9 protein-coding genes are annotated in these 12,201 nt (G+C 64.0%); all 9 read right to left on the reverse strand.

Annotated elements, in window-relative coordinates:
• Nucleotides 1-74: 74 nt before the first annotated feature.
• Nucleotides 75-2,189 carry a PQQ-dependent dehydrogenase, methanol/ethanol family gene (locus tag P3S72_RS16600; protein WP_276193158.1) on the reverse strand — a complete coding sequence of 705 codons (2,115 nt, stop codon included), beginning with the start codon at nucleotides 2,187-2,189 and terminating at the stop codon, nucleotides 75-77.
• A gap of 130 nt (nucleotides 2,190-2,319) precedes the next feature.
• Nucleotides 2,320-3,261: a transcriptional regulator FeaR gene (gene feaR, locus P3S72_RS16605; RefSeq protein ID WP_276193159.1), complete on the reverse strand. Its 942-nt coding sequence runs from the start codon at nucleotides 3,259-3,261 to the stop codon at nucleotides 2,320-2,322.
• Nucleotides 3,262-3,510: 249 nt separating this feature from the next.
• Nucleotides 3,511-4,851 carry an ABC transporter substrate-binding protein gene (locus P3S72_RS16610; protein ID WP_276193160.1) on the reverse strand — a complete coding sequence of 447 codons (1,341 nt, stop codon included), beginning with the start codon at nucleotides 4,849-4,851 and terminating at the stop codon, nucleotides 3,511-3,513.
• A gap of 187 nt (nucleotides 4,852-5,038) precedes the next feature.
• Nucleotides 5,039-6,163, reverse strand: a complete 1,125-nt coding sequence (locus tag P3S72_RS16615; protein ID WP_276193161.1) for an FAD-binding oxidoreductase — start codon at nucleotides 6,161-6,163, stop codon at nucleotides 5,039-5,041.
• Complete coding sequence (locus tag P3S72_RS16620) at nucleotides 6,156-7,778, reverse strand: methionine--tRNA ligase (RefSeq protein ID WP_276193162.1); 1,623 nt, start codon at nucleotides 7,776-7,778, stop codon at nucleotides 6,156-6,158. Before P3S72_RS16620 ends, P3S72_RS16615 begins: the two co-directional genes overlap by 8 nt.
• A 4-nt stretch (nucleotides 7,779-7,782) precedes the next feature.
• The gene (locus P3S72_RS16625) at nucleotides 7,783-8,907 is read right to left on the reverse strand and encodes an FAD-binding oxidoreductase (protein ID WP_276193163.1); all 1,125 of its coding nucleotides are present in this window, start codon (nucleotides 8,905-8,907) and stop codon (nucleotides 7,783-7,785) included.
• Nucleotides 8,904-9,257 (reverse strand): cupin domain-containing protein, encoded by a 354-nt coding sequence (locus P3S72_RS16630; protein ID WP_276193164.1) that lies wholly within the window; start codon nucleotides 9,255-9,257, stop codon nucleotides 8,904-8,906. The genes P3S72_RS16625 and P3S72_RS16630 overlap by 4 nt, the downstream gene beginning before the upstream one ends.
• 16 nt (nucleotides 9,258-9,273) lie before the next feature.
• The gene (locus P3S72_RS16635; RefSeq protein ID WP_276193165.1) at nucleotides 9,274-10,614 is read right to left on the reverse strand and encodes a SidA/IucD/PvdA family monooxygenase; all 1,341 of its coding nucleotides are present in this window, start codon (nucleotides 10,612-10,614) and stop codon (nucleotides 9,274-9,276) included.
• A 96-nt stretch (nucleotides 10,615-10,710) separates the two neighbouring features.
• Nucleotides 10,711-12,084 (reverse strand): MFS transporter, encoded by a 1,374-nt coding sequence (locus P3S72_RS16640; protein WP_276193166.1) that lies wholly within the window; start codon nucleotides 12,082-12,084, stop codon nucleotides 10,711-10,713.
• Nucleotides 12,085-12,201 lie beyond the last annotated feature (117 nt).

Here is a 12,201-nt window from a genome sequence, read left to right on the forward strand (position 1 = left end):
ATTTTTATTGGAGGCAGAGCTTCGCCATGACGACGCCGTGGGGCGTCGTCAGGCATGGGTGAAACCGTAGGCGATCAGTGTGTGTCGACGTGCCCGGCGGCCTTGAGGTCGGCCTGCAGATCCTGGTTGCGCTTGACCAGGTATTGACGGATCAATTCCATGTCGTCGCGCTGGAGAATGTCGGAGAAATTCGGCATGCCCTTGGTGATCAGCGCTCCGCTGACAAAGGCCGGGAACGCCGCGTGTTTGTCGTCACTCAGGTAGCGCAGGTCCGGCACCACGCCGCCGCTGATGGCGTTGAGGCCGTGACAACCTGCGCACAGGCCATTGAACAGACCGCGCGCCTGCACCAGTTGCTCAGGCGTTGCCGTGAGTGTCTGGTGGGTGGTCGGTAGCACTGGCGCGACCTTGGGCGGCGGCAGTTCGCCGTGGGCGCCGAGCTTGAAGGCAATCACCCGCGACTCGGCGCGCACCTTGCCCTTATTGGTCAACGGCCCGGTCAGCAGCGGAATGATCCCGCCCCAACCGACTGAGAACGCAACGTATTGCTCGCCATTGACGGTGTAGGTGACGGGCCCGGCCATGACCCCGGAGTTGGCCCGATGCTCCCAGAGCTGCTCGCCGGTGTCGGCGCGATAGGCGACCACGCGCCCGTCGGCAGTGCCCTGGAACACCAGATTGCCCGCCGTGGCCAGCGTGCCGCCGTTGCCGGCGCTGATGTAGGGCTGCTTCCAGGCCGCTTTCTGTTGGACCGGGTCCCAGGCGATCAGCTCACCACTCCAGGCGTCACGAATTTTATTGAGGATTTTCGGGTCTTCAGGCAAGTCCGGTACATCCAGCCCGAAGTTCACCACTGACTTGTTCGACAGGAACATCGGCGCCTTGGCTGCCTTCAGCTCGGCCAAGGTGTACTGGGCCGGAATATAGACGTAGCCGGTCTTCGGGCTGAACGACATGGGGTGCCAGTTGTGCCCGCCGAGAAAGCTCGGCTGCACCACTTTCGGCTCCTTGGAATAGTCGGCCGCGCCGGTCAGGATCGGGCGGCCGGTTTTCATGTCGATGCCGCTGGCCCAGTTCACCGGCACAAAATTCTTCGCCGAGAGCAACTGGCCGTTGGTGCGGTCGAGCACGTAGAAGAAGCCATTCTTCGGCGCCTGCATGATCACCTTGCGCACTTTGCCGTCCAGCTTGATGTCGGCGAGGATCATGTGTTGGGTCGCGGTGAAATCCCACTGGTCTTGCGGCGTGATCTGGTAATGCCAGACGTATTCGCCGGTGTCCGGCCGCAGCGCCAGGATCGACGCCACGTAGAGGTTGTCGCCCTTGCCATTGGTGCGGAACTGATAGTTCCAGGGCGAGCCGTTGCCCGTGCCCACATACAGGAGATCCAGTTGCGGGTCGTAGGCCATGGAGTCCCAGACCGTGCCGCCGCCACCCCATTTGACCCAGCCGTCGCCGTCCCAGGTTTTCATCGCCTTGGCCATCGCCGCATTTTCCGGCGGCAGTTTCGGGTCGCCTGGCACGGTATAGAAACGCCACACCTGTTTGCCGGTCTCGGCATCGTAAGCCGTCACGTAACCGCGCACGCCGAATTCAGCGCCACCGTTGCCGATCAGCACCTTGCCTTTGACGACGCGCGGGGCGCCGGTGATCGAATAGCTCTTGGTACGATCGATGATCGTGTCGACGCTCCACACCGGCTGACCGCTGGCCGCATCGAGGGCAATCAAGCGTCCGTCAAAACTGCCCACGTAGACCTTGCCCTGCCAGACCGCCACGCCCCGGTTGACCGGCCCGCAGCAACCTTGGCTGAGGTTTTCGGGCGGCACCTTCGGGTCGTATTTCCAGAGCAACTCGCCGGTAGCGGCATTGATCGCATAGACAATACTGAAGGCCCCCGTGGTGTACATCACCCCATCGACCACCAGCGGCGTGGCTTCGGTGCCGCTGTCGATATCCAGTTTCGTCGTCCAGGCCATGCCCAACTGGCCGACGTTGCTCGCATTGACGCTGTCCAGCGGGCTGTAGCGCTGCTCGTCGTAGGTGCGGCCGTGGCTCATCCAGTTGCCCGGCTCCTGGTCAGCGGCGATGATGCGCCGGCCATCGACCTGAGCCGGACCGGCCAACACTACCGAGCACAACGCAGCCATCAGTAAAGGGCTGCCTATCAGCAAGCTCCGTGTTCTCATTTTTATTTTTCTCCAGCAATAAGCGGCTCGGTATCAACCCCAGCCCAGGCCACCTTATTAGAGGGCCTGCCACGCCCTGCGACTTGACTGAGTCTGCCAAACCGCTTGGCATTCCCTGCCAGGCCGGCACTTAGGAGGCGTGTTGGCGAAAGTCCCGAGGGGCGTACTGGAAATGGCGCTTGAAGGCCCGGCTGAAATGCGCGGCGTCGACAAACCCCCATTTGAAGGCGATTTGCGTAATCGACTCATGCCGCAGGTCTTGGGCGCGCAGGTCCTGAGCTACCCGCTCCAAGCGACGTTGCTGGATGTAGCGCGCAATACTCTCGTGACGCTGCTCAAACAGCCGGTAGAGCTGGCGCACCGAGACGTTCAAGCGTCGGGCCAAATATTCAGGGCCCAGTTCAGTCTCTTGCAGCGAGGCTTCGACCAGCCGGGTGGCCAGTCCGTAGATATCATCATGGCCCACGCAGGCGAAACCGGGTTGGCCCTCGGCCCGCTCGTCCAGGCCGGCGGCGGTCAAACCGATCAGTGCTTGCTCCAAGGCCGGGCCATCGCTTTGGCCGCCATAACCCTCACTCAACTCCACGTCAGCCAGCGAGCGCACCAAGGTGCGAATCATATGAGTGGCCACGCTGTTGCGCGCCAGCTTGCCAAACAGCGCTTGCTGGCTCAGTTGCAGGCTGACTGCCTGGCGTGACAAATGAATCGAGATGTTTTGCACCAAGCCTTGAGGTTCGATCTCGAAGGCCTGCGCCGAGTCCACCAGGGCGATGTCTTCAGGCCCCAGTTCGAGCACCCGGTGTTTTTGGCGAATGCGCTGATGGCCGCTGCTCTGGAGGATCAGAAAGCAGTGTCGATCGTCGTCGCCATCGCCGTGAGTGCGGTGGCGGCTGATCAACCCTGCGTTGGTGCGGATATGCGCCACTTCGAGACCACAGACATCCTGGCCGTGGACGCTGCCGATAAACAGGCGGTGCTGATCGGACATCATCGTGCTGAAGTTACCGCACACCGCACGCAAGTCACGGTTCCAGTTGGCGAACTCAGCGCCAGCGTGAAATAAGGCAGGCATACCCCCTCCACCGATTATTTTTAGTTATACCGTTAACATATTATCTATCTTGCTCAGGCGCAAGCGACTCGCCCCTCAGTTTTTCTCAAAGCGCTTACGAAGCTGCACGCATACCAAGGGCCAGTGCCAGGCCTAATGGATGATTGCTGACATGCCCGCGTTTGCCGAGACGGCGACGGACGACACCCCGCTCAATACCGTGACTGTGATTTCAACCGGCTTGCGCGGCCACCGTCGCCTGACCAGGCGCTACTCGGCCGCGCAGTCACGCGCCGCGATGCCTTTCTCCTGGGCATACGCGGCGGACTTGGCCTCGATCAACGGGCGCAAGGTGGCGCGGTCGGCCTGGACCCAGTCGGTCACCAGCAGCCACTTTTGCCCGTCCCACTGCTGCACTCGGGCCGAACCGCCGCCTTCGTGGTCGGCGCAGGACAGCTTCAATGGCGCCAGCAAGCCTTCGAGGCCCAAGGCTTTGATGCGAGCGACGTCGATGTCCAAATGCTCGAACGCCCAGCGCGTTTCCTCACCGTTCAACCCACGGTTGCCGAACTTGGCCTGGCCGGTGCGTAAGGCTTCGACGGCAATGGCCGCGTTGATCAGGCCAATGTTGTAGTAGACCTTGCCAAAGTAACTCGGGTCTTTGAGGTTGCTCTTGCCCGGGTCCAGGATGAACTGCTTGAGTTTGCGGTGGATCTCAAAGTTGTCGCCACCGGGGAATGGCGCCAGCGCCTGGTAGCCTTTGGCGGCGGTGCCCGCAGGGATCACGTCGGCTTCGGAGCCGGCCCACACATCGCCGATCAGGCGGTCCACCGGGATGCCAAAACGCACGGCGGTCTTGATGCCGACCGGGGTGGACACACCCCAGGTGCGCAGGAACACCCAGTCCGGGTTGATCTGGCGCACCTGCCGCCATTGGGTCGACTGCTCGTTGCCGGGGTCCGCCACCGGGATCTGGATATTCTCGAAGCCGTACTTTTGCGCGAGCAATTGCATCGCCGCCTGGGTTTCACGTCCGTAGGCGGAGTCGTGGTAGACCGTGACGATCTTCTTACCCTTGAGTTTGTCCAGGCCGCCTTCGCGCTGGGCGATGTAGTTGATCCCCACCGACGCCTGGCCGTAGTAGTTGAGCAACAGCGGGAAGGCATAAGGGAACACGCGGCCATCGGTCGACTCGGTACGCCCGCCGGCACCGTCAATCAGCGGGATATGGTCGACAGCGGCACGGTCCATCAGCGCATAGGACGCCGGCGTGCTGTGGGTGAAAAAGAAGCCGGTCGGCGCGCCGTCCAGGCCGGTCTTGTAGCGTTCGTAGCATTCGATGATGCGGTCGGTCTTCCACTCGGTCTCACACTCCTGCCAGACCAGTTTGACGCCGTTCACGCCGCCTTCGACCTCGTTGATATAGCGGAAGTAGTCGATCTCCCCCGCCCACCACGGGATGCCGCTGGAGGCATAGGCGCCGACCCGGTAGGTCGCCAGCGGGATGAACTGTTGATCATTGGCCGCCTGGGCCACGGCGGGCAGCAGCCCGCCCAAGGTGCCTATTGCCAGCACGCCGGCGATAAACGTGCGTTGCAAGGTGTTGTGCATGGTCTGGTTTCTTTTGAAAAGTGGGGGTTATTCCTCCCGTTGTCGGGTCAGTGCCAATTGACTGACAACACAATTCATGCCAAACCAATACACCCTTTAATTCAATAGGTTACGTTGGCCCTGGGCCTGCGAAATCGCACAGTTTATTGAACGGCTGTTGCCCCACCAACAGCCGGAGCGCTTCCCGTCAGTCGATAAACCGCTGCGGCGCAAACGGCGCCATCGCCGCCGGCATCTCCCCCGTCAACACCCACTGCGCGCTCGCCTGCCCAAACAACGGCGCAAATTTGAAGCCATGCCCGCTCAACCCTGCCGCGACCATCAGCCCCGGCACGCGCGGGTCCGGGCCGAGCAGCGGATTACCATCCGGCGTGTCGTCAAAGAACGACACACGGCGCCCGATGGGCTGCGCACCCAGCAGACGCGTCAAGCGTTGCGCGGCGCGGTCACGGTAGGCCAACACCTGGGTGTCGCTGAAGGTGCGGTCGAAGGCATCCGGGTCGATGGGCGCCCCTTCGGCGCCGCTCAATGCGCCGATCACGTAGCGGCCGGGGCGATCCGGGCGCAGGTAGAAGCCGGCGTCGCGGTCGCAGTAGCCCGGCATCGGCTGATCCGCACCGCAGACCTCGACAATGCCCACGCAGTGCCGTGTGGCGTGGATCGGCAGCGGCGCGCGGCACTCGGCGGCCAATGCGGCGGCCCACGGTCCGGCGGCGTTGATCACGTGGCTGCTGGCGATAAACCCGCTGCCAGTCTGCACGCCGATGACGCGTCCGGCCTGGCGCACAATCCGCCGCACCGCCCGGCCCTCTTCGATCACCGCGCCCATCGCGCTCGCACCGGCGGCAAAGCTGCGTGCGGTCAGACGCGGGTCGCAGTAACCGGCGTCCGCTTCGTAGACCGCACCCGCCAGGCCGTCGGTGTACAGGTCCGGCACCCGCTCGCGCACCTGCTCAGTGCAAAGCCATTCAAGCGCAGCGCCTGCGGCCTGCAGGTGGGCGACGTTGGCCTGGCCGGCCGCTTGCGCGTGCTCGGCAATCCCGGTCAGGAACCCCGTGCGCTGGTAGCCGCATGCGCCGGGATAGCGCTGCTGCCAATCGCGATAGGCGCGTACACCTTGCGCCGCCAGGTGGCTGAGCGCGGGGTCGGCATAATAAGCGCGCACGATCCCCGGCGATGCGCCCGACGACCCGCTGGCAATCGCGCCTTTATCCAGCAACCTGACCGACGCACCGGCCCGCGCCAGGTGCCAGGCCGCGCTGGTGCCGGTGGTCCCGGCGCCGATCACGATCACGTCGGCGTACTCATGCATCGCTGGCGGCCCCGGCAAGCACCACGCTGGCCGGCAAGCACGGCGCCAATGCGGCCGGCGACAGCGGCGCAAAGCGCGGGCGCAGCCAGGCCTGCAGCCGAGGCTGCGAGGCCGCATAGAGCGCCTGGATCAGCGGCAACCCGTCATGGCCCAGGCGCTGCCACAGGTACTCGGCCAGGCGCGGCATGATCGGCGCGGCCAGGTACGCCAGGCCCTTGAGCCACAGGTAGGCGTGGCCGGGCTGCGTGACGTCCAGGTCGGGGCGTTGCATCCACTGATGCAGCACCGCCCACGCCTCGCGCACCGACACCGCGTTCAACCGGAAGGCCTGTCCCAACCGGGCGACAGCCACCTCCAGGCCCGGCAACAGCGCAGGGTCGATGGACTGCACCCGAGCGTGATCGAGGGCGCCCAGCGCCAGGTCGATACGACTGTCGAGCGCCCCGGCCAGGTCGACGTTGACCACCTCGACAAACTCCTCCACGGCGAAATTGGTTTCGCCCTGCTCGGGGCTTTCGCGGCTCAGGAAGTAACGCACGGCGTCACTGGTCGCCGGGGTCTTTTCGACGATATCGGCGGCCCACACCACATGCAGTCGGCTGGTGGAAAACTTCGCGCCTTGCAGGTTGTAGAAGTAGTTGGTCAGCACGTAATCAAACGACCGGTGATCCTGCAAGGCATCCATCACCGCGACACTGCCGGCCAACAGCAGCACCGCGTTGTCGATGCCAAAACTGACCAGCGTCGTCACCTCGCTGCTGCGCAACATCGCATGGCCGTGCTCGGGGGCGTTCTCTTGGGACCGATCAGCGCAGGTCAGCGCATATTCCCAGCCGGACTCGAACAACACACGCGGGTTGCCAAAGCGGTCCGGGCTCCAGGCGACGCCCCATTCGCCCGGTGCGGTCAGCCGTACCTGGCCGTTTTCGCGTTCGAGGAAGCGCGCAATCACCTCGATGATCGACGCCGGTGCACCGCAGGCGGCCATGCGTTGCAGCAACTGCTCGGGGTGGGCGACGCTCAGAAACAGGCTTTCGACCTCAACCCAGTGCAAGGGGCTGTCGCCCATGCGCGGTTGCGGGTTGAGCATGGCCTCCGGGCGAAACAGTGCGCCGCAGGCTTCGCAAAAGTAGCCGCCTGCCCCCGCTCGGCAATACGGGCATTGCCCCAGCAGCCAGGCACCCGCCATGTAGCGCCGGGTGTCCGGGCAATACAGCACGCGTTCGACCACGCTTTGCGTCACCCCGAGCGCCACCAGCCGCTCCACCGTGCGCTGGGCATTGCGCGCATGCTGTTGCGCATAGGGGCCTTGCACCAGGTCGAGGAAGTCATCGACCTCGACATCCAGCGCGCGCAGGTCATGGGCGATTTGCGCATGGTAGTCACGCACCACGGCTTCGGGCGCACGCTGCTCTTGCAGCGCCTTCCACACCACATAGGAGTCAAAGCCGTCGACTGCCGAGACCACGTCGACACGATGGCCCTGGCTGCGCAGGTAGCGCCCCAGCATGTCCATGCGCAAGTACGGTCCGGCGATATGCCCCAGGTGCAGCCGGCCGTTCGGGGTCGGCGGGATGGGCATCAGGAAGAAGGTTTGCGCGGCGATAGCGGTCATCTTTTCAATCCATCGAAACAGTAGAAAGGGTGGGTTTGGCGGTAGCGGGCGCATCGGGCCAATGGGCGACAATCAATTCAAGGGCTTCGCGGGCAATGCCCGGCGCCAGGCGGAAACCGGCGCCGCTGCCAGCGCCGGCAAACACCAGATTCTGCGAGGCGTCGACGCTCACCTGCGACTCACCGTCGGGGCTGTAGCTGTCGCAGAACACCCGGCCGCCACGACAGCGTGGCACCAACTCGGGCAGGTAGTGCGCCAGCGTGCGCGTGGCCACTTGCATATCGTGGCGGTTGATTTCCAGTGCATGCTTGCGCGGCGCTACGTCCCATTCATCGCACCGAAAGCTGAACAGCCACTGGTTACGTGCCGCCAACGGCATCAGGTACGCGTCGGCTTGCGGCAGGAACAGCGCCGCCGCGTTGGCCGGCGGCACACCGTCGATATGCAAGGCCACCACCTTCTTCACGCGCAGCCCATGGCGCGCGGCAAGCGCGCCGAACGGCGGCTCGCTGACCCACGGCCCCGTGGCGACCAGGGTGCGCCGGGCACGCAGCGTGGCACCGTCGGCCAGGGTGATGCGCGTGCCGCTGCCCAGCGCATCGATCTGCTGCACGCCCACGCCTTCGATGCAGCGCACATGGGCACTGGCCAGGCTGTGGCTGATCAGCAACCGCGCCACCAACGGCGGCTCGTAGCTTTCGGCGGTGCCGCCACGCAGCAGGCTTTCGCTCGCGCCCACCGTGAGTGAGGCGCCCAGGCGTGAGGCCAGATCATGCACCGACAGCTCGGCAGGCTGAACCGGCCCATCGACCAGGGCCTGCTCGATGTGCGTGCTAAAGCTGTGCTCGGCCAGCCAGTACACCGGCGCTTGGGTGGTGCGGATGCCCAGGCGATCACGCAACGCCCGATACAGCGCGGCGCTCTCCCCGGCCAGGCGCCGTTCGCGGGCCGAGCGGCCGGTGGCCAGGAGCACGCCCGCCGAATGCGCGGTGGCTCCGTCGCCGATGCGGTAGCGGTCGATCAGCAGAATCTGCCAGTGCGGATAGCGTTGCGTCGCATGATGCAACGCCCAGGCACCGATGATGCCGCCTCCGACAATCACCAGGTCGAAGTGCTGCTCCATGCTCATGCCCACCACACCGAAAACACCTGGACCTGGGTGGTGCCGTTGTTGCGCGCAAAATGCGGCCGCCAGGGCGCGAAATACACGCTTTCGCCATTTCTGACCGCGTGCCAGGTGCCGTCGTAGAAGACGTCCAGCTCCCCGCCGCTGATAAACCAGATTTCGTTCACGGCGTGCTTGTCTTTGTCGGTCACGCTGCCTGGGTCGAGGGTGAAACGCGATGACTGGATCGGCGCGTTGGCCAACTTGCCGGCAAAATGATGCAGGTACAGGCGCACGCCTGGCTGCGCTACGCGCTCCTCGGTTTCTCGAATCACCGGGGCATTGCCGTTGGGGGCAAGTGTGATGGGGTCCATGATCGGGTTCCTGGGTCTAGTTAGCGAGGGCGGTCAGGCGATCGAAACGCGCATCGCCGACCTCGTCGAATACAGCGTTGGCGCCCCATTGGACGAACGCCTCGGGCTGATCCAGGTCATACAGGGCTTGCCCGCTGACGCTGTTGATGATGTTCGCGCAGCGCCAAGGGATCAGGCCCAGGTTCGGGTCGGCGATGCCTTTCTGGCTGCGGGCGGCGTTTTGCACGTAGATGGCCGAGCCCTGCGGGCCGTCCCACGCGACGGAATAGTCATCGTTGAAGACGTACTCACCGTTGCGCCGGGTAATCCGTGATTCGAGCGCCTCCAGGCAGGCCGGCATCTGGTAGGCATACCCCGTACACAGCACCGCCGTGTCGGCACTCAGTTCCTCCTGCACCTGGCTGTGCCCGTGCGTCATCGACAGGCTCCAGTGATGGGGGCGTTGGTGAATCGCGGTCAGCTCACGCCCCGGTAGCAAACGAACGTGGCAGGGGTGCTGCAAGACATGTTTGAGCTCGTACAAGCGGCGGTAAATCGACTGCAACAACCCTTGGGAAATGCCGTCGCTCGCCAGTTTCTGCTCGGCCAGCAATGGTCGGCGCACGGCCTCGGGCTGGGCGAAAAAGTGCTCGCTGTACTGCGGGGTGTAGAGCTCGTTGGTAAACGGCGACTCATCCAACGGCGAGAAATTCCAGCGCCGCGAGACCCAGGTCACGCTGGCGGGCAAGGCGGCGGTGTCGGACAGCAGATGCTGGATGATTTCGGCCCCGGTCTGGCCACCACCGATCACCACCACGCGCTGGTCTTTGAGGCTGCGCTTGCGGGTCATGTACTGCGCGGAATGAAACAGCGTATCGCCCAGATGCGCTTGCGCACACGTCGGGATCCACGGTTGCTGCCCGGTGCCCAGCACCAGGTGGCGCGCGGGCTGCACCCAGGTGTCACCCTTGAGCAGGAACAGGCCGTTATCAAACGTCACCGAACGCACTTCGCTGTTGAAATGCAGATTCGGCAGTTGGCTGCACGCCCAACGGTAGTACTGGTTGAACTCGCGGCGCAGCACCTGCTCGAATTGCGCGTTGATAAAACTCAGCAGCTGTTTTTTCTGCGCCAGGTAAGCGAGGAATGACAGCGGGTTGGACGGGTCCACCAGGCTGACCAGGTCCTTGAGGTAATGCACCTGCAGCTTGGCCTCGGGCACCATCATCCCCGCATGCCATTGAAATTCGCTGCTGCGCTCGAAGAACGCGGCGGTAATGCTTGCTTTGGGCTGAGCCAGCGCCGCCAGGCTAAGGTTAGCCGGACCGATGCCGATTCCCGCCATATCGACAACTGCAAGTGCAGAGCGCGCATTCATGATCGTTGTCCTTATTGATGATGTTTTCCAGGTACAGCAACGCCTCGCGAATGTCACGAACACGTGCTGGCAATCGTGTTTACGGGTGCAGGTCCATCAGCCTTGGACGGGGTGCGCCGCAGGCGCTTTCAACACCAGGGCAGCCATCAGCATGGCCAGCAGCGACAAACCGATAGCGACGCTGACGGCAACGTCGATGGCCTCGCCCAAGGGCTGAATCGACGTGAGCAAGGCGCCGAAGATCGCCACACCGAAGGCGGAACCGCTTTGCCGGCTGGCATTGAGTGTGCCGGCCGCCACCCCGGCCTTGGCACGCTCGACCACGCTCATCAGCACGGAGGTAGCGGCCGGGGTAATAATCCCGGCGCCGAACCCCACGGCCGGGTAGCACAGCGCGATACGCCAGTACGGCGCGTCAGTGGCCAGGGCGAACAGGCCGATAAATCCCAGGGTGTACAGGCCAAACCCCGCACACAGCACGGCGCGGGCGCCATACGCGCGGGTCAGCCGGCCGCAGGTGAAGCTGCCCAGGGTGACCATGGCGGTCAACGGCAGGAAGGCCAGCCCGGTGTCCAGCGGCGACCAGCCACGCTCGGTCTGGAAATACACACTCAGCAGGAAAAACAGGCCATAGAACACCAGGGCCGACACCAGCGACAGCAGCGTCGCCCCCGAGAACACCGGGTTGCGGAAATACTGCAGCGGCAGCATCGGGTCCTTGTGGCGGCTCTCGGTCACGAAGAACACGCACCAGGCAATACAGGCCACGAACACGCCGGCGTACACCCATTCGGAGTTCCACCCCAGCTTCGCCCCTTCGATCAGCACCGCCACCGAGGTCGCCAGCGCAATAATCGCGGCGAATTGCCCGGTGATGTCCAAGTGGCGGTCAGGCGCCAACGGTGCGGAAGACGGGATGCGCGAGGTCAGCCACACGCCGACCAGGGCGATCGGCACGTTGATCATGAAGATGCTGCGCCAGCCGAACAGCTCGATCAGCACTCCACCGACCAGCGGCCCGGCCGCCATGGCGATGCCACCGCAGCCGGCCCATACCCCAATCGCGCCGGCGCGTTGGTGGGTCTGCGGGTAAGCGCTATTGATCAACATCAACGAGCACGGCACCAGCAACGCGGCGCCCAGCCCCTGCAAGACCCGCGCACCGACCAATTCCGGCAGATCGGTGGCCAGGCCGCACAAGGCCGAGGCCAGGGCAAACAGGACGAGGCCGACCGCGTAGATTTTCTTCGCACCGAAACGATCGCCCAACAAGCCGCCCGTCAGCAGCAGGCTGGCGAAGGTCAGGGTGTATGCGTTGATCACCCACTGCAGCCCGGAGATGCCCGAGCCAAAGGTGCGGGAAATCGATTCCACCGCCACATTGACAATCGAGGTGTCGAGGATCACGACCACATAGCTCAGACTCGTCGCAAGCAGTACTTGGCGTTGGTAGCGGGTGTTGGGGGTCATGACCGCGTGCGTCCGTTGAAAGGGGGCGGCGAGACTATATGCAGCTTTCCGGGATAAACGCTTCGAGCTGTGTCGAAGTGTTTATGTTTATGTCATCCTGAAAATCGACATGACTTG

Origin of the sequence: Pseudomonas sp. D3, from assembly GCF_029320995.1 — a bacterium.
Lineage (GTDB): Bacteria > Pseudomonadota > Gammaproteobacteria > Pseudomonadales > Pseudomonadaceae > Aquipseudomonas > Aquipseudomonas paraveronii.

Coding starts and splice junctions, on each gene's coding strand:
- P3S72_RS16600 (WP_276193158.1), bottom strand. CDS start 2,189: ATGAGAACACGGAGCTTGCTGATAGGCAGCCCTTTACTGATGGCTGCG.
- feaR (WP_276193159.1), bottom strand. CDS start 3,261: ATGCCTGCCTTATTTCACGCTGGCGCTGAGTTCGCCAACTGGAACCGT.
- P3S72_RS16610 (WP_276193160.1), bottom strand. CDS start 4,851: ATGCACAACACCTTGCAACGCACGTTTATCGCCGGCGTGCTGGCAATA.
- P3S72_RS16615 (WP_276193161.1), bottom strand. CDS start 6,163: ATGCATGAGTACGCCGACGTGATCGTGATCGGCGCCGGGACCACCGGC.
- P3S72_RS16620 (WP_276193162.1), bottom strand. CDS start 7,778: ATGACCGCTATCGCCGCGCAAACCTTCTTCCTGATGCCCATCCCGCCG.
- P3S72_RS16625 (WP_276193163.1), bottom strand. CDS start 8,907: ATGAGCATGGAGCAGCACTTCGACCTGGTGATTGTCGGAGGCGGCATC.
- P3S72_RS16630 (WP_276193164.1), bottom strand. CDS start 9,257: ATGGACCCCATCACACTTGCCCCCAACGGCAATGCCCCGGTGATTCGA.
- P3S72_RS16635 (WP_276193165.1), bottom strand. CDS start 10,614: ATGAATGCGCGCTCTGCACTTGCAGTTGTCGATATGGCGGGAATCGGC.
- P3S72_RS16640 (WP_276193166.1), bottom strand. CDS start 12,084: ATGACCCCCAACACCCGCTACCAACGCCAAGTACTGCTTGCGACGAGT.